The organism is Nitratireductor sp. PBL-C9 (assembly GCF_050877045.1).
GTDB classification, from domain to species: Bacteria; Pseudomonadota; Alphaproteobacteria; order Rhizobiales; family Rhizobiaceae; genus Nitratireductor; species Nitratireductor aquimarinus.
On sequence record NZ_JBPAXW010000007.1, the window covers coordinates 250,010 to 269,698 of the forward strand.

At 62.3% G+C, this 19,689-nt stretch carries 16 protein-coding genes; 1 reads left to right on the forward strand and 15 read right to left on the reverse strand.

The genetic code is table 11. The features are described 5' to 3' along the window. Positions 1-174: 174 nt before the first annotated feature. The gene (gene ggt / locus ACRTG1_RS16295) at positions 175-1,968 is read left to right on the forward strand and encodes a gamma-glutamyltransferase (RefSeq protein WP_432516585.1); all 1,794 of its coding nucleotides are present in this window, start codon (positions 175-177) and stop codon (positions 1,966-1,968) included. Between the two features lie 653 nt (positions 1,969-2,621). Here ggt and ACRTG1_RS16300 read toward each other — a convergent pair. The 15 genes from ACRTG1_RS16300 to nuoG form a co-directional block, all read right to left on the reverse strand. Further along, a complete protein-coding gene (locus ACRTG1_RS16300; RefSeq protein ID WP_113154967.1) occupies positions 2,622-3,308 on the reverse strand; it encodes an ABC transporter ATP-binding protein in 687 nt (228 codons plus the stop codon). After that, positions 3,308-4,621, reverse strand: a complete 1,314-nt coding sequence (locus ACRTG1_RS16305) for a lipoprotein-releasing ABC transporter permease subunit (RefSeq protein ID WP_206549089.1) — start codon at positions 4,619-4,621, stop codon at positions 3,308-3,310. The genes ACRTG1_RS16300 and ACRTG1_RS16305 overlap by 1 nt, the downstream gene beginning before the upstream one ends. Positions 4,622-4,692: 71 nt before the next feature. Beyond that, entirely contained in the window at positions 4,693-6,027 is a 1,335-nt protein-coding gene (proS, locus tag ACRTG1_RS16310) for a proline--tRNA ligase (RefSeq protein ID WP_206545484.1), read from the reverse strand. Between the two features lie 569 nt (positions 6,028-6,596). Then, a complete protein-coding gene (locus ACRTG1_RS16315; RefSeq protein WP_206545485.1) occupies positions 6,597-6,866 on the reverse strand; it encodes a DUF1467 family protein in 270 nt (89 codons plus the stop codon). A gap of 9 nt (positions 6,867-6,875) precedes the next feature. Beyond that, on the reverse strand, positions 6,876-7,280 hold the full coding sequence (gene mce / locus ACRTG1_RS16320) for a methylmalonyl-CoA epimerase (RefSeq protein ID WP_113154963.1): 405 nt from the start codon (positions 7,278-7,280) through the stop codon (positions 6,876-6,878). Between the two features lie 59 nt (positions 7,281-7,339). Next, complete coding sequence (locus tag ACRTG1_RS16325) at positions 7,340-9,043, reverse strand: ribonuclease J (protein WP_317560901.1); 1,704 nt, start codon at positions 9,041-9,043, stop codon at positions 7,340-7,342. Positions 9,044-9,056: 13 nt separating this feature from the next. After that, on the reverse strand, positions 9,057-9,881 hold the full coding sequence (locus ACRTG1_RS16330) for a biotin--[acetyl-CoA-carboxylase] ligase (protein WP_113154961.1): 825 nt from the start codon (positions 9,879-9,881) through the stop codon (positions 9,057-9,059). 3 nt (positions 9,882-9,884) lie between these two features. Further along, the gene (gene nuoN / locus ACRTG1_RS16335; protein ID WP_113154960.1) at positions 9,885-11,321 is read right to left on the reverse strand and encodes an NADH-quinone oxidoreductase subunit NuoN; all 1,437 of its coding nucleotides are present in this window, start codon (positions 11,319-11,321) and stop codon (positions 9,885-9,887) included. A 15-nt stretch (positions 11,322-11,336) separates the two neighbouring features. Beyond that, positions 11,337-12,851: an NADH-quinone oxidoreductase subunit M gene (locus ACRTG1_RS16340; protein ID WP_432516586.1), complete on the reverse strand. Its 1,515-nt coding sequence runs from the start codon at positions 12,849-12,851 to the stop codon at positions 11,337-11,339. Positions 12,852-12,854: 3 nt separating this feature from the next. Next, positions 12,855-14,840: an NADH-quinone oxidoreductase subunit L gene (gene nuoL, locus ACRTG1_RS16345; RefSeq protein WP_206554529.1), complete on the reverse strand. Its 1,986-nt coding sequence runs from the start codon at positions 14,838-14,840 to the stop codon at positions 12,855-12,857. Between the two features lie 10 nt (positions 14,841-14,850). Then, a complete protein-coding gene (nuoK, locus tag ACRTG1_RS16350; protein ID WP_025030250.1) occupies positions 14,851-15,159 on the reverse strand; it encodes an NADH-quinone oxidoreductase subunit NuoK in 309 nt (102 codons plus the stop codon). 5 nt (positions 15,160-15,164) lie between these two features. Further along, the gene (locus ACRTG1_RS16355; RefSeq protein ID WP_113154957.1) at positions 15,165-15,785 is read right to left on the reverse strand and encodes an NADH-quinone oxidoreductase subunit J; all 621 of its coding nucleotides are present in this window, start codon (positions 15,783-15,785) and stop codon (positions 15,165-15,167) included. A 223-nt stretch (positions 15,786-16,008) separates the two neighbouring features. Beyond that, positions 16,009-16,500, reverse strand: coding sequence for an NADH-quinone oxidoreductase subunit NuoI (gene nuoI, locus ACRTG1_RS16360; RefSeq protein ID WP_113154956.1), 492 nt, complete (start codon positions 16,498-16,500; stop codon positions 16,009-16,011). A gap of 43 nt (positions 16,501-16,543) precedes the next feature. Next, positions 16,544-17,587: an NADH-quinone oxidoreductase subunit NuoH gene (gene nuoH, locus ACRTG1_RS16365; protein ID WP_432516587.1), complete on the reverse strand. Its 1,044-nt coding sequence runs from the start codon at positions 17,585-17,587 to the stop codon at positions 16,544-16,546. A 6-nt stretch (positions 17,588-17,593) separates the two neighbouring features. Beyond that, positions 17,594-19,675, reverse strand: coding sequence for an NADH-quinone oxidoreductase subunit NuoG (gene nuoG / locus ACRTG1_RS16370; protein ID WP_432516588.1), 2,082 nt, complete (start codon positions 19,673-19,675; stop codon positions 17,594-17,596). Positions 19,676-19,689 lie beyond the last annotated feature (14 nt).

Consider the following 19,689-nt stretch of genomic DNA (forward strand, 5'->3'; position numbering starts at 1 on the left):
CTATCTGGGCCATTTCCACCGCACGGAAAAATGCTCTAGCGTTCACCGGTCAAAGCAACTGGTTCGTCTGCCGGGCTTGTGCGCCCGCGCAAACGGCCGTTGAGGGATCGAGAGCGTTTTCACTCAGGGCTCCGGCTGGCCGGGCCCATGGCGCTCTCATGGAGGAGCGCCAAGATGCGATTATCACATGCCTTCGGGGCCGTTGCCCTTTTGTCATCGCTCACCGCCGGGCTCACCGCCGGACTTGCCGCAGGCAGTGCGATGGCCCAGCAGACAACCAAACAGGCGGCCGATGCCCAGGCCCCTGAGATAGCCAGCGGGCTTAGCGAAAAGAAAACCGTTCACGCGAAGGAACAGATGGTCGCGGCGGCCAATCCACTGGCCGCGCAGGCGGGTCTCGACGCGCTGCGCAAAGGCGGCACTGCCGCTGACGCGCTGGTGGCGGTGCAGACCGTGCTCGGCCTCGTGGAACCGCAATCCTCCGGCATTGGCGGCGGTGCGTTTCTGGTCTGGTACGATGCGGCCAGCGGAAAGGTGACGACCTTTGACGGGCGCGAAACCGCGCCTGCGGCCGCAACCCCGGAGCTCTTTCTGGACGACAAGGGCGAGCCGCTTCCCTTCTTTGACGCCGTGGTGGGTGGACGCTCGGTTGGAGCGCCGGGCGTGGTGCGCCTGATGGAAACCATCCACACCCGCGCGGGCAAGCTCGAATGGGATGCGCTGCTCCAGCCGGCAATCCGGCTTGCTTCAGAGGGTTTCACCGTCTCGCCAAGGCTTCACACGCTGATCGAGGGTGACAAGGGCCGGCTCGACACGCAGGCGACTGCCCGCGCTTATTTCTATGACAAGGACGGCAATGCGCTGGCTGTCGGCTCGGTTCTCAAGAACCCGGACTATGCGGAGACGCTGAAGACCATCGGCAAGGAGGGCGCGGACGGCTTCTACAAGGGCAAAATCGCCGAAAAGATCATCGCTGCGGTGAAGGCGCATGACGGCAATCCCGGCCTGCTCTCGCTCGAGGATCTGGCCGCCTATGAGGTGAAGGAGCGCGAGGCCGTGTGCGCGCCCTATCGCGGGCTCGACGTCTGCGGCATGGGACCGCCCTCCTCCGGCGCGCTGACCGTCGGGCAGATACTCGGCATGGTGTCGGAGTTCGATCTGGAAACGCTCGGCCCGGACGATCCGGAGACCTGGCGCATCATCGGCGATGCAACGCGCCTCGCCTTCGCCGACCGCGGCCGCTACATGGCGGACAGCGACTTCGTGAAGATGCCGAAGGGCCTGCTCGATCCGAATTATCTAAAAGACCGCGCCGCGCTGCTTCGCCGCCCGACGGCGCTTGGCGCAGATGACGTGAAGGCCGGCGACCCGCCATGGGACAAGGCGGAGCTGCGCATTGACGGGATGAGCTTCGAACAGCCCTCGACCTCGCATTTCGTGATCGTCGACAAGGATGGCAATATCGCCTCCATGACGACCTCGGTAGAGAGCGCCTTCGGTTCGCGCCAGATGGCGGCCGGCTTCATTCTCAACAACCAGCTCACCGATTTCTCGTTCAGACCGGAAGCCGATGGCGAGGCCGTGGCCAACCGTGTGCAGCCCGGCAAGCGGCCGCGCTCGTCCATGTCGCCGACCATCGTGCTTCAGGACGGCAAGCCGCTTTATGCGCTGGGCTCGCCCGGCGGCAGCAACATCATTCCCTATGTGACCAACACGATCATCGCGCTGGTGGACTGGAAGATGAACATGCAACAGGCGATCGACCTGCCGCATCTGACGAACCGGTTCGGCACCTATACGCTCGAAGCGGGAACGCCAGCCGAGGAATTCAAGGCTGACCTCGATGCGCTTGGCTTCAAGACATCCATCGGCGACCTGAACTCGGGCCTGCACGGCATCACCATCACGCCACAGGGGCTGGAAGGCGGAGCCGACCCGCGCCGCGAAGGCGTTGCGATGGGGGATTGAGCCCGGAAGTTCCGGGAAAGGCGCGTCACCGCCGGGAAGCCATGAGGCATTTTCTGACGGGAAGCCTATCAGAGAGGCGGGCCTTCCCGCCTCTTTTCATTTGGGCCGAACGCAACTGCCACGATGGCAGGAATCGGCGAACACGGCGGTGCGCTCAGCGCGCATCCGCAAAGGGATATCAGATCGCGCCGATGAAGACGGCGGCCATCATGATGAAGGAGCTGACTGCAACGAGCGAGACGACATCCTGAAAAAGATCGGTCATTTATCTCTCCTGATCACTTTATAATCCCTTTATGTTCTATTTATGTTCCATCGTCAAGCGTGCAGAACAGCTCACACGGAGCGCCCGGGCGTTAAGGTTGACGTGGCGTTAATCGCTTAGCCGGGTAGCACCTGGTGCGCCCGCGAGAAGGCGCGGCGTTTAGGGGCGGTCCTGGGCGCTTCAAGGGCAAAAGAAAACCGCACTGCACGGGCAGCGCGGTTTGTAGCCTGTTCGTCATTTCGGGAAACGCCGTCAGATCGCGGCGCATCCATATTCAGATCGATCGTCTGGAGCATTTCCGCTTTTCGTGAATCGCGAAAATCCCCCCAACTCATTGTTTTACGCAATTCCGGACGGAAAACCGGTTCCCACTTTTCCTGGAATTGCTCTAGCGCTTCCAGGCGGTGACCTTGCCGCCCTCCAGCGTGACCACACGGTCCATGCGGGCGGCGAGTTCGTGATTGTGGGTGGCAATCAGCGCGGCCAGTCCCGACTGGCGCACAAGCGCCTCAAGCGCATCGAACACATAGCCAGCCGTCTTGGGATCCAGATTGCCGGTCGGCTCATCCGCCAGAAGCACGCGCGGCGCATTGGCGACGGCGCGCGCAATGGCGACGCGCTGCTGCTCGCCGCCCGAAAGCTCGGCCGGACGGTGGCTGCCGCGATGGCCGACGCGCAGATAGTCGAGCAACTGGCTGGCGCGCGTTTTGGCCTCGGCCGGGTCCATGCCCGCCACCATCTGCGGGATCATCACATTCTCCTCAGCGGTGAATTCCGGCAGGAGATGATGAAACTGGTAGACAAAGCCGATCTCGTTGCGGCGGATGGCGGTGCGCGCATCGTCGGAAAGACGGCCGCAGGCCTGGCCGGCGACAATCACCTCGCCCGCATCCGGCGCTTCCAGAAGGCCCGCCAGATGAAGAAGCGTGGACTTGCCGGCGCCGGAGGGAGCGACAAGCGCCACCATCTCGCCCGGCCGCAGGGTAAAGCCCGCATCCTTGAGAATGGTGAGACGGCCCTCACCCTCGCTGTAACTGCGCTCAATGCCCTTGAGTTCGAGAATAGGCGCGGCCATCAGTCATACCTCAGTGCTTCGACCGGATCGAGCCGCGAGGCGCGCCAGGCCGGGAAGAGCGTTGCCACGAAAGACAGGGCGAGCGCCATGACGATGACGGAAACCGTCTCGCCGGCTTCCATCTTTGCCGGCAACTGGCTCAGGAAATAGAGTTCCGGATCGAAGATCGTAGTGCCGGAGAGCCAGGAGAAGAACTGGCGGATCGATTCCACGTTCCAGCAGATGACGACGCCCAGAACCACACCCGCAGCAGTGCCGGCCACGCCGATGGCTGCGCCCGTCATCAGGAAGATGCGCATGACGGAACCACTGGTCGCGCCCATGGTGCGCAGGATGGCAATGTCGTGCCCCTTGTCCTTCACCAGCATGACGAGGCCGGAAATGATGTTCAGCGCCGCGACGAGAACGATCATGGTCAGGATCATGAACATGACGTTGCGCTCCACCTCGAGCGCGGAGAAGAAGGTGCTGTTGCGCTGCCGCCAGTCGGACAGGAGAACGGGCCGCTGGGCGGCCTCCTCCACCTGCGGGCGCATGGTCGCAACCGCGTCGGGATCGTCGACGAACAGCTCGATGGACTGCACCAGCCCCTCGGCGTTGAAATAGAGCTGCGCTTCCTGCAGCGGCATATAGATGATCGAGGCGTCATATTCCGACATGCCCACCTCGAAGGTGGCGGCAATCGGATAGGTCTTGACGCGCGGGGTCGTGCCAAAGGGTGTGACATCGCCCTCGGGCGCGACAAGGGTGACGGAATCACCCACCGTCAGGCCCAGATTTTCCGCCATGCGCGAGCCCATGGCGAGCCCTTCGCCCGTGGCGAAGCCCACCAGAGAGCCGTCCTTGATATTGCTCGACACCAGATCAAGCCGCGACAGGTCGTCTGCGCGCACACCGCGCACCACGGCGCCGGTTCCAGCGCCGCTGCGGCCTGAAACGAGCACCTGCCCCTGCACCATGGGCAGGGCGATCTGAACGCCCTCCACGCCCTCGATGCGCTTTGCGACAGCCTCATAATCCGTCATGGGCATGTCGACGGGCTGCACGATCAGATGACCGTTGACGCCCAGAATGCGGGTCAGGAGTTCGGCGCGGAAGCCGTTCATGACGGCCATGACCACGATCAGCGTGGCCACCCCCAGCATGATGCCGACAAAGGAGATGGACGCGATCACCGAAATCACGGTCTCCTTGCGGCGCGAACGCAGATAGCGCCAGGCAATCATGCGCTCGAAGCGGGAGAACGGTCCTGCCCCCTTCGGCTTTGCCGGCGCGCTCTGTGCGGCTGCCTCGCTGGTGGCGGCTTCACTCATGTCTTGACCTCAAAGGCATTTACGCTGGCGGGCGCGCGGCTGCACGCCCGGACCGGAATTGCGCTGCTGCGTCATGCAGCGCCCTGCTGGCTCAGGCGGTTCACCACGGCCTCAAGCGTGAGCGATTCACGCTCGCCGGTGGCGCGGTTCTTGATTTCCACCTCGCCACTGGCGACGCCGCGCGGTCCGACGATCACCTGCCAGGGCAGACCGATCAGATCGGCGGTGGCGAACTTGCCGCCGGCGCGCTGGTCGGTATCGTCGTAGAGCACGTCCTTGCCAGCCGCCTGGAGCTTTTCATAGAGCTCCTCGCAGACGCGGTCGCAGGCCTCGTCGCCCGCCTTCATGTTGATCAGGCCGACATCGAACGGCGCGACGCTCTCCGGCCAGATGATGCCGTTCTCGTCGTGGCTCGCCTCGATGATCGCCGCAAGAAGGCGGCTCGGGCCAATGCCGTAGGACCCCATGGAAACGCAGTGCTCCTTGCCATCCGGACCGGTGACGGTCGCGTTCATGGGCTCGGAATACTTGGTCCCGAAGTGGAAAATATGGCCAACCTCGATACCACGGGCAGAAACTTTCTCGTCCTCGGCAATCGCGTCCCAGGCGGCCTCGTCATGCATCTCGTCGGTGGCTGCATAAGGCGTCGTCCAGGTGGTGACGATGTCGGCGATTTCGGCATCGTTTGCGAAGTCGACGTCCGCGCCGGGCACCTGAAGCTCAAGGAACTCCTTGCGGCAGAACACCTCGCTCTCGCCGGTGGAAGCGAGAATGATGAATTCGTGGCTCAGATCACCGCCGATGGGGCCGGTGTCGGCGCGCATCGGAATCGCCTGCAGGCCCATGCGCCCGAAGGTGCGCAGATAGGCAACGAACATGCGGTTATAGGCGGCCCTCGCCCCCTCGTAATCCAGATCGAAGGAATAGGCGTCCTTCATCAGGAACTCGCGCGAGCGCATGACGCCGAAGCGCGGACGCACCTCGTCGCGGAACTTCCACTGGATGTGGTAGAGGTTGAGGGGCAGATCCTTGTAGGACTTCACATAGGACCGGAAAATGTCCGTCACCATCTCTTCATTGGTGGGGCCATAGAGCATCTTGCGCTCATGCCGGTCGGTGATGCGCAGCATCTCCTTGCCGTAATCGTCGTAGCGACCGCTTTCCATCCACAGATCGGCCGACTGGATGGTCGGCATGAGGATTTCCTGCGCACCGGCGCGGTTCTGCTCCTCACGGATGATCTGGTTCACCTTGTCGAGGACGCGCTTGCCCAGCGGCAACCAGGAAAAGCTGCCAGCACCCTGCTGGCGGATCATGCCGGCACGCAGCATCAGACGGTGCGAGACGATCTCGGCCTCGCGAGGGGTTTCTTTCAAGATAGGCAGGAAGTAGCGCGACAGTCGCATAAACGCATCCATTCAGGCGGCTCTGGGGAGCCTGTTCGGAATCAAAGAGAGAAGTGGCTCAAGGCCGCTGTCTTAACGATTTCATAATGAATTGAAAAGCCGCCGACACAACCGCTCACGCGTTGGGGTCGCAGGCTCACATGTTCAAGACAGCGAAATGATAACAATGCATTTCAAACGCAATTTTCCTCGTGACATTTCGTCTCAACTTGCTCTATGGTGCGCTCCCATAACAAGAGGTTGAAGCGCAAATTCAACCTCATTACGCGGTCAAAGTCTTGGGAGGATGCGGTCCAGGCGCGGTTACACGCAGCCGCCGACGATGATACGGCAAAAGGATCGGACGCGTTGAGTTTGCAAGGCCTTTGGCCTTGCTTTTTTTTTGGCCTTACGCGGCGTAAAGGCCCGTTTCCCGACATGTTCCCGAAAAATCGATACGCGTGCCCTACCGTTCTCGGCAGCGTTTCAGGCGCGGCAATGATGGCGCATCAGGCCGTGCGGAACCCCTCCTCCGGGCAAACCGGAAGAGCGTGCTGGTCTGGCAGAGAAACGACCGGACCTGTACGCGATCAGTCGAAGGTGGGGACGAGGCGCGGAATATCGTCGAACGAATAGCCAAGCCCGCGCGTGATGAAGACCAGCACGCCGCAGATGACAATCGCGATGATGGTGGTGCGGATCAGGGCGCGCAGCATGTGCGGCCCGCGCGGGGCGCTGGCCGTGGTGCCGAGCGTGACCTCGCCATCCTCATCCTGCGTGCGCAAGCCGAATGGCAGCGCGATGAAGAGCACCGTCCACCAGACGATGAAGAATACGGCGAGAAGAGAAACCCAGCCCATCTGAAAACCTCAAACCTGTTCGAGCTCGACGAGCGTGCCGGCGAAATCCTTCGGGTGCAGGAAAAGCACCGGCTTGCCATGGGCGCCGATCTTCGGTTCGCCGTCGCCGAGAATGCGCGCGCCATCCGCCTTCAGGCGATCGCGCGCGACGATGATATCTTCCACCTCATAGCAGAGGTGATGCATGCCGCCATCCGGGTTTCTGGCCAGGAAAGCGGCAATCGGGGAATCTGCGCCCAGAGGCTCCAGAAGCTCGACCTTGGTGTTGTCCAGCTCGACGAAAACCACGGTGACGCCGTGCCCGGGCAATGCCTGCGGGGCGGACACCCTTGCGCCAAGCGTATCACGGTAAAGCGCGGTTGCCCTGGCAAGATCGGGCACGGCGATTGCGACGTGATTGAGCTTTCCGAGCATCGGCTTCGTTCTTTCCATCCGGGCAAAAGGGGCAGTCGCCCTGCCCCTTGTCCCTTAAGTTACTGCGTGACGAACACCGTCACCATGGGCTTTTTGCCCCATGCGGCGTTTGCGGCGTTGCGTACCGCGCGGCGCGCGGATTCCGACACCATGTCGAGATCCTTGCGGCGGTTGCGCGGAATGCTGCGCACGGCGCCAATGGCGGCGTCCAGCATGATGTCCTCAAGCGTTTCGCCCCTGGCGTCACGCTCGGCCACGCCGATGGCGACAATGTCCGGATCGCCATCCAGATTGAGCCGGTCATCGAGCACGATGTTGATGGCCACATGGCCCGCATAGGAGAGCTTGCGGCGATCACGAATGCCCATCTCCTCCTCGTCACCGAGAAGGCGGCCATCCTTGAAGAAGCGGCCATGCCGGGCTTCGCCGATGATCTCGGCGGGTCCGGGCGCAAGCCGCACGATGTCGCCATTGCGCACCTGAGCGACCTCGGGGATGCCCTCCATGGAGCCGAGCGAGCCCTGCGCCACGAGATGCGCGGCTTCGCCGTGAACCGGCACGAGGATCTGCGGGCGGACCCACGAATACATGCGCTTCAGTTCGCTGCGGCGCGGATGGCCGGAAACATGCACCAGCGCGTCATCATCCTCGATGATCTTGATGCCCATCTCGATGAGACGGTTCTTGGTTTCCAGAACCGCTTTTTCGTTGCCGGGAATGAGGCGCGAGGAATAAACGACCGTATCGCCGGCTGCGAGCGCGACATTGCGCATCTCGTCCCGGGCGAGCTTGGCGAGTGCTGCGCGGTTTTCGCCCTGGCTGCCGGTGCACAGGACCACGACCTTGTCGCGCGGCACGTGCTGGAACTCATCCTCGTCCAGATATTCCGGCAGGCCGTCGAGATACCCCAGATCGGTTGCCACATCGATGACCCGCTTCATGGAGCGGCCAAGCACCAGAAGCTGGCGACCGGCGTCGCGCGCGGCCTCGGCGATGGAGCGGATGCGCCCCACATTCGAGGAGAAGGTGGTGACGACGACACGACCGGCAGCCGCTTCGATCACTTCCTTCAGCCCCTCGCCCACCGCCTGCTCGGTGGGGGATTCGCCCTCACGCATGGCGTTGGTGGAATCGCACATCAGCGCCAGAACGCCTTCGTCGCCGACGGCCCGGAAGCGCGCCTCGTCCGTCTTGGGGCCGATGGCGGGTGCGGGATCGATCTTCCAGTCGCCCGTGTGAACGAGCGTGCCAAGCGGCGTGGTGATCACCAGCGAAACCGGCTCGGGAATGGAGTGCGCGACCGCAATCGCCTCGATGGCGAACGGTCCGACCTCGAACTTTTCACCGGCCTTGAAAATCTTCACCGGCACGTCGGGCGCCCAGGATTCCGACTGGCGCTTGGCCTCCAGAAGGCCCGCGGCGAACGGCGTCATCCACACATCGGTCTTCAGGCGCGGCCACAGATCAAGGATCGCGCCGTAATGGTCTTCATGGGCATGGGTGATGATCATGCCGCGCAGACGGTCGATCTCGCCTTCGATGAAGCTGATATCGGGGAGAACGAGATCGACGCCCGGAAGCTCCGGCCCCGGGAAGGTCACGCCGCAATCGACAATGATCCATTCGCGCTTGGCGGCCGGGCCGAAGCCGTAAAGGCCGAAATTCATGCCGATCTCGCCGACGCCGCCGAGCGGACAGAAGACCAGTTCGGCCTTCTTCAGATCTTCGCTCACGGTCGTCTCTTTCTTGCTGGAACGCGCCATGGGTCCCTTTCTGTTAATCTGCCTGTGCCGAGGCGACCGCGCCGAAATGCACGTCGCCCGCTGCAATTCTCAATAATGAACCGTCCGCCTCGCGGATGACGAAGCGACAGGCTTCGTCGATGGTTTCGAATGTACCGCGCGCCACACGTCCATCGACACGGATGGACACCTGCGCGCCAAGCCCGGCGGCCCGGGTGAGCCAGCGCTTGCGAATGGCTTCAAGCCCGCGCCCGGCATTCCAAAGACGAACGTTATCGACCCAGGCGTCGGAAAGCGCAAGGAAGAGATCGCCCGCATCCCCTTTGAAACCAAGCGCTTTGAGCGAGGTCGCCGGATAGGGTGTGTTTTCCGGGTGGGCGACGACGTTGACGCCAATGCCCACGGCGATGGCGAAGCGCCCATCCGGGAGGATGGACGATTCGAGCAGGATGCCCGAGAGCTTCGCCCCTTCGGCCAGAACATCGTTTGGCCATTTGAGCGCAAAGCGCCCGCCCGGAAGATCGCCGCCATCGGCAGCGACCGCAATGCGCTGTTCGGGAACGACAGCGAAAAGTGCGTCTGAAAGTGCAAGGCCTGCCACGAAACCAAGCGTGGCGGCGGTGGCCGGCTCGAAATGGCCGACCGTCAGGAGCGTTGCTGCAAGATTGCCGGGCGGTGTGGACCATTCGCGGCCGCGACGCCCTCGCCCGCTCTCCTGACGGGATGAGACGACCCAGAGGTCGCCTCCATCGCCGGCGCGCGCATGTTCGAGCGCCAGCGCATTGGTGGAGCTGACGCTCTCATGGGCCTCCAGCCGATAGCCGGCTGCTGCAGCCGAAGGCGCCAGACGAAAGGCCATGACCTAGAAGAAGGTCTTTGCGGCAGCCTCGGCAATGCGGCCGACGGGGCCAGCGATCACGGCATAGAGCAGGACGAATGCGCCCGACAGGAGCATGACGAAGCGCAGCTCGCCTGCCATCGGCTGGAACGCACCCGAGCTCTCGTCGAACCACATGATCTTGATGACGCGCAGATAGTAGAACGCGCTGACCACGGAAGCGACGAGACCGATCACGGCGAGCGGATAGAGCCCGGCCTGAATGGCGGGAAGGAACACGAACCACTTGCCCCAGAAGCCCGCGAGCGGCGGAATGCCGGCCAGCGAGAACATGAGGATGGTCATGACCGTCGCCATCATCGGATTGGTGGTCGACAGACCTGCCAGATCGTCGATCTGCTCGACATTGGCGTCGTTGCGGCGCATCGCCAGGATGACGGCAAAGGTGCCGAGCGTCATGGCCAGATAGATCAGCATGTAGATCGCAACACCGGCGACGCCTGCTTCCGAATTGGCGGCAAGGCCGACCAGCGCGTAACCGACGTGACCGATGGACGAATAGGCCATCAGACGCTTGATGTTGCGCTGACCGATGGCGGCGAACGCGCCCAGAACCATGGAAGCGATCGACACGAAGATGATGATCTGCTGCCAGTCGCTGGCAATCGGCTCGAACGCGCTCATGGTGACGCGCACCAGAAGCGCCATGGCGGCCATCTTGGGCGCAGCCGCGAAGAAGGCGGTGACCGGCGTCGGCGCACCTTCATAGACGTCCGGCGTCCACATGTGGAACGGCACGGCCGAAATTTTGAAGGCGAGACCGGCAAGCACGAACACCAGACCGAAGACGAGGCCAAGCTCGCGCTCCGCACCCGTCAGCGTTGCCGCGATGACGTCAAAGCCGGTGTTGCCGGTGAAGCCGTAGACCAGCGAGATACCGTACAGCATCATGCCCGAGGAAAGCGCGCCAAGCACGAAGTACTTGAGGCCGGCCTCGGTGGAACGGGCACTGTCGCGGTTGATGGCGGCGACCACATAGAGTGCGAGCGACTGAAGCTCGAGGCCCATGTAGAGCGCAATCATGTCATTGGCCGAGATCATCAGCATCATGCCGAGCGTGGCCAGCATGATGAGAACCGGGAACTCGAACTTGTCGAACTTCTCGGCCTTGGCGAAACCGACCGACATGACCAGCGTCACGACCGAGCCGACCAGCGTCAGGATCTTCATGAAGCGGGCAAAGCCATCGCTCACGAAGGCCCCGCCAAAGGCGCGGCCATCGGCCGGGAACACGACCATCAGCGCGATCACGGCGACCAGAAGCGCGACCGCAAGACCGGTCACGGTGGAGTTGGCACGGGGGCCGGAAAAGACACCGACCATCAGGAGCGCCATAGCGCCCACCGCCAGAATCAGCTCCGGCGTTGCAAGGATCAGGCTTATCGTCAGATCAGGCGTCATTCGCTTTCGTTCCGTTTACTGCGCGGCAGCTGCTGCCGCTTCCCGTGCCATGTCGGCCGACAGGGAGACATTATTCACAAGCGCTTCGACCGAAACCGCCGTCGCATCGAGGAGCGGTGCCGGGTAGACACCGAAGAAGATCACCAGAACCACAAGCGGGTAGAGGATGAGCTTCTCACGCGCGGAGAGGTCGAGCATGCCCTTCAGGCTTTCCTTGGTGAGCGAGCCGAAGACCACGCGGCGATAGAGCCACAGTGCATAGGCTGCCGACAGGATCACGCCGGTCGTGGCGAAGAAAGCCACCCAGGTGTTGACCTTGAACACCGACAGAAGCGTCAGGAACTCGCCGACAAACCCGCTGGTGCCCGGCAGGCCCACATTGGCCATGGTGAAGATCATGAATACCGTGGCGTATTTGGGCATGTTGTTCACGAGGCCGCCATAGGCCGCGATCTCGCGGGTGTGCATGCGGTCATAAATGACGCCGACACACAGGAAGAGCGCGCCCGAGACCAGACCATGCGAGAGCATCTGGAAGATCGCACCCTGCACGCCCTGCTCGTTCATGGCGAAGATACCCATGGTGACGAAGCCCATATGGGCGACCGACGAGTAGGCGATCAGCTTCTTGATGTCCTCCTGCATCAGCGCCACCAGCGACGTGTAGACGATGGCGATGACGGACAGCGCGAACACCAGAGGCGCAAGATCGATGGAGGCGACCGGGAACATGGGCAGCGAGAAACGCAGGAAGCCGTAGCCGCCCATTTTCAGGAGAATGCCCGCCAGAATGACCGAGCCCGCCGTCGGCGCTTCAACGTGCGCGTCGGGCAACCAGGTGTGGACCGGCCACATCGGCATCTTCACCGCGAAGGATGCGAAGAAGGCGAACCATAGCCAATATTGCATCCCCGACGGGAAGACGTGCGTGAGCAGCGTCGGAATGTCGGTCGTGCCGGCTTCCCAGTAAATCGCCATCATGGCGATCAGCATCAGAACCGATCCCAGAAGCGTGTAGAGGAAGAATTTGAAGCTGGCATAAACGCGACGCTTGCCGCCCCACACGCCGATGATGATGAACATCGGAATGAGGCCCGCCTCGAAGAAGACGTAGAAGAGCACGATGTCGAGGGCGCAGAAAACGCCGATCATGAGCGTTTCCAGGATCAGGAACGCGATCATGTATTCCTTGACGCGGTGCTCGACCGAATTCCAGCTCGCCAGGATACACAGCGGCATGAGGAAGGTCGTGAGGATGACGAACAGCATCGAGATGCCGTCGACACCCATGTGATAGGCAATGCCGGAACCGATCCACTCGCGCTTCTCGACCATCTGGAAGCTGGGCGTCGACGGATCGAAGCCAGCCCAGATGAAGAGCGACAGGACGAAGGTGAAGACCGTCGTCAAAAGCGCAACATTGCGAATGTTCCGGCGCGCACCTGCGCCATCCTCCCGGATAAGGAGGATCAAAAGCGCACCCACCAGCGGCAGGAAGGTGACCGTGGAAAGAATTGGCCAGTCGGTCATGGCTTAGAACGTGCCTCCGAGCATCATCCAGGTAACGAGGGCCGCAACGCCGATGAGCATGGCGAAGGCGTAGTGATAGAGATAGCCGCTCTGCAGCTTGACGATCCGGTTGGTCACATCGACCACCCGGGCCGAAATTCCGTCCGGGCCGAGGCCGTCGATGACGGCGCCGTCGCCCTTCTTCCAGAGGAAGCGGCCAAGGCGCATCGCCGGGCGAACGAACAGGAAGTCATAGAGCTCGTCGAAGTACCACTTGTTCAGCAGGAATGCGTAGAGACCGCTGAACTGCTTGGCGAGCCGCTTCGGACGCTCGGGCGAACGGATGTAGTAGACCCAGGCGACGTAGAGGCCAAGAAGCATGGCGACGAAAGGAGCAAGCTTCACCCAGACCGGAACATGGTGGAACTCTTCCAGCATATGGTTGCCCGGCAGCGTGAACAGGGCGCCCTTCCAGAACTGGTCATAGGCATCGCCGATGAAGAAGCCCTTGAAGGCAACGCCTGCGAACAGTGCGCCAACGGCGAGGATGAACAGCGGCACCAGCATGACCAGCGGCGATTCATGAACATGGCTCATGACATCGGCGGAAGCCCGCGGCTTGCCATGGAAGGTCATGAAGATCAGACGCCAGGAATAGAAGCTGGTGAACACGGCTGCGATGGTGAGCATGACGAAGGCGAACATGGCGAAGTAGTTCTGGCCCGCGAACGCACCTTCGATGATGGCGTCCTTGGAGAAGAAGCCTGCCGTGCCGATGACCGTCATCGGGATGCCCACGCCGGTCAGCGCGATCGTGCCGATGATCATCATCCAGTAGGTCTGCGGGATCAGCTTGCGAAGACCGCCCATCTTGCGCATGTCCTGCTCGTCGGAAACGGCGTGGATGACCGAACCGGAACCAAGGAACAGCAGAGCCTTGAAGAAGGCGTGCGTGAACAGGTGGAAGATGGCCGCGCTGTAGAAGCCCGTGCCCAGCGCCACGAACATGTAGCCGAGCTGCGAACAGGTAGAATAGGCGATCACGCGCTTGATGTCGTTCTGCACCAGACCGACGGTCGCGGCGAAGAAGGCCGTGAACGCGCCGACGAAGGTGACCACGGTGAGCGCGGTGTGCGACAGTTCGAAGACCGGCGACAGGCGCGCAACCATGAAGACACCGGCGGTGACCATGGTGGCGGCGTGAATGAGTGCGGAAACCGGCGTCGGGCCTTCCATGGCGTCCGGCAGCCAGGTGTGCAGCGGCACCTGCGCCGACTTGCCCATGGCGCCCATGAACAGAAGAAGACACACGGCCGTCAGCGCCCCGCCCTTGTCGAGCGCGTAGCCGAGGAAGGTCAGGACAGGTTCGCCCGCTTCTGCGCCTTCAGCCGGCAGATAGGTCGCGGCGTTGGCGAAGATGGTGCTGAAATTGACCGAGCCGAACAGCATGTAGATGCCGAAGATGCCGAGCAGGAAGCCGAAGTCACCAACGCGGTTGACGACGAAGGCCTTCATGGCGGCGGCATTGGCCGAGGGCTTCTTGAACCAGAAACCGATCAGCAGATACGAGGCAAGACCAACGCCTTCCCAGCCGAAGAACATCTGCACCAGATTGTCGGAGGTCACCAGCATGAGCATGGCGAAGGTGAACAGCGACAGATAGGCGAAGAAGCGCGGCCGATGCGGGTCGTGATGCATGTAGCCGATCGAGTAGATGTGCACCAGCGCCGACACCGTGTTGACCACGATGAGCATGACGGCGGTGAGCGTGTCCACGCGGATCGCCCAGGACACATCCAGATTGCCCGAGGTGATGAAGGAAAGAAGCGGAACGGTGAACGCCTCGCCGCTGCCCAGAGCCACCGAGAAGAAGGCCACCCAGGACAGAAGCGCGGTGATTACCATCAGGCCGCTTGTGATCAGCTCGGAAGCCTTCGCGCCGATGGAGCGGCCGAACAGCCCGGCGATCAGAAAGCCGATAAGCGGGAGAAATACGATCGCTTGATACATGGCCGTATGCTCAGCCCTTCATCATGTTGATGTCTTCGACGGCAATGGTGCCGCGGTTGCGGAAGAAGACGACGAGAATGGCAAGGCCGATCGCGGCTTCCGCCGCCGCGACGGTGAGAACGAAAAGCGCGAAAACCTGGCCGACCAGATCTCCAAGAACCGAGGAGAAGGCGACGAAGTTCAGGTTGACCGCAAGCAGGATGAGCTCGACCGACATCAGGATGATGATGACGTTCTTCCGGTTGAGGAAGATGCCGAACACGCCGAGCGTGAACAGGATCGCCGAGACGGTCAGATAGTGTGCAATGCCGATTTCCAGCATGATCAGATTCCCTCGCCCGTTTCGACTTTCTTGATCTCGATCGCCGTCTCAGGGGTGCGCGCCACCTGGGCAGTGATGTCCTGCCGCTTGACGTTTTCCTTGTGGCGCAGCGTGAGCACGATGGCGCCGATCATGGCGACCAGCAGCACCATGCCGGCGATCTGGAAGTAGTGGATGTAATCCGTGTAGAGGATATCGCCGAGCGCTGCCGTGTTGTGGCGCACATCGATCGGCGGCGTCGGCTGGGCGACCTCGCCTGCGATCTCCGGCGCGAATGCATAACCGCCGAGAACGACGATCAGCTCCGCAGCCAGGATGATGCCCACCAGCGCGCCGACCGGAGCATATTGCAGCGCACCGCGCTTCAGCTCCGCGAAGTCCACATCCAGCATCATGACGACGAACAGGAACAGCACGGCAACCGCGCCGACATAGACGACCAGCATGATGAAGGCCAGAAACTCAGCGCCCGTAAGAAGGAAGAGACCGGCCGAGTTGAAGAACGCGACGATCAGATAGAGCACCGAATGCACGGGATTGCGCGCGGAAATGACCATAAAGGCCGCCGCCACGGTTAGGAAGGCGAACAGATAAAAGAAAATCGCCTCAAGTCCTGTCAGCATGGTTCCCTCGGTACCTAGCTAGCCTGCCGAAGCATAACGCCCGGCTTCTGCGATCCGCCCGGCCAGGCCGAGCGTCAAATTAGCGTGTTCCTAGACTGCAAGCCGGCTTGCGTGAAGCCGGCTGCCGCCTGCGAATTAGTCTCGATGCCCCGATCCGAATGCGGATCGCCTCGAGCGGGGCAGCTGTAGACGGGCGCCCTGCCCCCGTCCACGGGTCAAACCGTCACCGGTATGGTGCGTCCAGCGCGATGTTGCGCGCCAGCTCTCGCTCCCACCGGTCGCCATTGGCGAGCAGCTTGTCCTTGTCGTAGTAAAGCTCTTCGCGCGTTTCCGTCGCGAATTCGAAGTTCGGCCCCTCGACGATGGCGTCGACCGGGCAGGCCTCCTGACAGAAGCCGCAATAGATGCACTTCACCATGTCGATGTCATAGCGCACCGTACGGCGGGTGCCGTCATTGCGGCGCGGGCCGGCCTCGATGGTGATGGCCTGAGCCGGGCAGATAGCCTCGCACAGCTTGCACGCGATGCAGCGCTCTTCGCCATTGGGATAGCGGCGCAGCGCATGTTCGCCGCGGAAGCGCGGGCTCACCGGACCTTTTTCATGCGGGTAGTTCAACGTGTATTTGGGCGCGAAGAACTGGCGCATGGACAGGATGACAGCCCCGACGAACTCTTTGAGAAGCAGCGATTTCGCGGCCTGAGCAAGCGCAGTCATCGTTTTTCTCCGAAACGCGTTTCAGAATGGGTGATGGCCATGATCATGCCATCCCCGTGAATTTCAGGAAGGCCGCGGTTGCGACAACCATGAACAGCGACAGCGGCAGGAACACTTTCCAGCCAAGACGCATGAGCTGGTCGTAGCGGTAGCGCGGGACAAAGGCCTTCACCAGCGAGAACATGAAGAACACGAGGCAGACCTTGAGGATGAACCAGATGACGCCCGGCACCCAGGTGAAGGGAGCGAAGTCGAACGGCGGCAGCCAGCCACCCAGGAACAGGATGGTGGTGAGCGCGCACATCAGGACGATGGCCACATACTCGCCAAGGAAGAAGAGCAGGAACGGCGTCGAGGAGTACTCGATCATGTGACCGGCCACGAGCTCCGATTCCGCTTCGACCAGATCGAAGGGCGGACGGTTCGTCTCGGCAAGAGCGGAGATGAAGAACACGATGAACATCGGGAACAGCACGAGCCAGTTCCAGTCGAGGAACGAGTTCGGCAGGCCGACCATGGTGCCAAGACCGGTGCCCTGCGACAGGACGATGTCCGTCAGGTTGAGCGAGCCGACCGTGAGCAGAACCGTGACCATCACGAAGCCGATGGAGACTTCGTAGGAGACCATCTGAGCCGCCGAGCGCAGCGCGCCGAGGAACGGATATTTCGAGTTCGAGGCCCAGCCGCCCATGATCACGCCGTAAACCTCGAGCGAGGCGATGGCGAAGACATAGAGAATGCCGATGTTGACGTCGGCAATGGCCCAGCCTTCCGCGACCGGGATCACCGCCCAGGCCGAGATGGCGAGCACGGAAGCCACCATCGGCGCGAGCAGGAAGACGCCCTTGTTGGCGCCGGATGGAATGACCGGCTCCTTGAAGACGAACTTGAAGAGGTCGGCGAACGCCTGGAACAGGCCCCACGGACCGACCACGTTCGGACCGCGACGACGCTGAACGGCCGCCCAGATCTTACGGTCGGCGTAGAGGATATAGGCGACGAAAACCAGCAGGATGACGATCATCGCCACCGACTGCAGAAGGATCAGAAGCCCCGGAAGGACGTAGGTTGAAAAGAAGGTATCCATTCGTCTCTACTCGGCCGCCTGTTTCAGTTCGCCACGCGCCAGCGCCGAACATTCGGCCATGACGGCCGACGCGCGGGCAATCGGATTGGTCAGATAGAAGTCCTTCACCGGCGAGGTGAAGGGAGCCTTGGTGAGACGCCCGCCAAGCCTGGCGAGCTTCTCGATAGCAGCCGGATCGGCCGGAGCGACCGTGTCGATGGCTGCGAAATGCGGGAATTCGGCATAAAGCGCGGCGCGCAGGGCAGCCAGCGAGTCGAACGGAAGCCTGTGGCCAAGCACATCGGACAACGCCCGAAGAATGGCCCAGTCTTCCTTTGCCTCGCCCGGTGCGAAACCGGCGCGGTTGCCCATCTGCACCCGGCCCTCGGTGTTCACATAGGTGCCGGACTTCTCCGTATAGGTGGCTGCCGGCAGGATGACATCGGCGCGGTGTGCGCCGGCGTCACCATGGGTGCCGATGTAAACGGTGAAGGCGTCGCCGATGGCGTTCATGTCGATTTCGTCTGCGCCGAGCAGGAAGAGCACGTCCAGCGCGCCCATCATGCCATTCGCGTCCTTGCCGCCCTGCCCCGGCACGAAGCCGAGGTCGAGACCGCCGACGCGGGCTGCCGCCGTGTGCAGAACGGCAAAACCGTTCCACGCGTCGGACACGGCATTGACGGAACCGGCGAGCTTGGCTGCGAGACCGAGAATGGCTGTGCCGTCGGTGCGGGCCAGAGCCCCCTGCCCGACCACGATCATCGGCCGCTTTGCCTTCTTCAGAACGGAAGCGAACTTGCCCTTGCCGTCCACCAGTTCCTGCAGCGTGTCCGCTCCAGTGCCGAGCATGTCGTAATCGTAACGCAGGTCGCCCATCTCGCCGATCACGCCGACCGGGAAATCGCCCATGCGCCAGCGCTTGCGGATGCGGGCATTGAGAACCGAAGCCTCGAAGCGCGGATTGGCGCCGACGATCAGAAGCGCGTCGGCATCCTCGATGCCTTCGATGGTCGGGTTGAACACATAGCCTGCACGGCCAAGCGCCGGATCGAGTGCAGCGCCATCCTGACGGCAATCGTAGTTCGGGGAACCGAGCGACTGCATCAGCGCCTTGAGCGCGTACATTTCCTCTACGGCTGCCAGATCGCCGGCAATCGCGCCGATCCTGTCGGACGTCGTTGCGGAAACGGCCCTGGCGATGGCGTCGAACGCCTCGCCCCAGGAGGCCGGCTGCAGACGGTTGTCCTTGCGCACATAGGGGCGGTCGAGGCGCTGCGTGCGCAGGCCGTCCCAGATGAAGCGCGACTTGTCGGAGATCCACTCCTCGTTCACCGCCTCATTGATGCGCGGCATGACGCGCATGACTTCACGGCCACGCGTGTCGACGCGGATGGCCGAGCCGACCGCATCCATCACGTCGATGGACTGGGTCTTGTTCAGCTCCCACGGACGCGCCTGGAAGGCGTAGGGCTTGGAGGTCAGCGCGCCGACCGGGCAAAGGTCGATCACGTTGCCCTGCAGCTCGGACGTCATCGCGTGCTCGAGATAGGTGGTGATCTCGGCATCCTCGCCGCGGCCGATCAGGCCAAGCTCGGAAATGCCGGCCACTTCGGTGGTGAAGCGAACGCAGCGCGTGCAGTGAATGCAGCGCGTCATGATCGTCTTCACGAGCGGTCCGATATATTTGTCTTCGACGGCGCGCTTGTTTTCCTTGTAGCGCGAAGAATCCACGCCGAAGGCCATCGCCTGGTCCTGCAGATCGCACTCGCCGCCCTGGTCACAGATCGGGCAATCGAGCGGATGGTTGATGAGCAGGAACTCCATCACGCCTTCGCGGGCCTTCTTGACCATCGGCGTGTTGGTGAACACTTCCGGCGGCTCGCCATTCGGGCCGGGACGCAGATCGCGCACGCCCATGGCGCAGGATGCCGCCGGCTTGGGCGGTCCGCCCTTCACTTCCACCAGACACATACGGCAGTTGCCGGCGATCGACAGACGCTCATGAAAACAGAAACGCGGCACCTCCGCGCCCGCCTCTTCGGCGGCCTGCAGCAGCGTGTAGTGATCGGGAACCTCGATCTCCGTGCCGTCGACTTTCAATTTTGCCATGGTCGCTGTCCGCT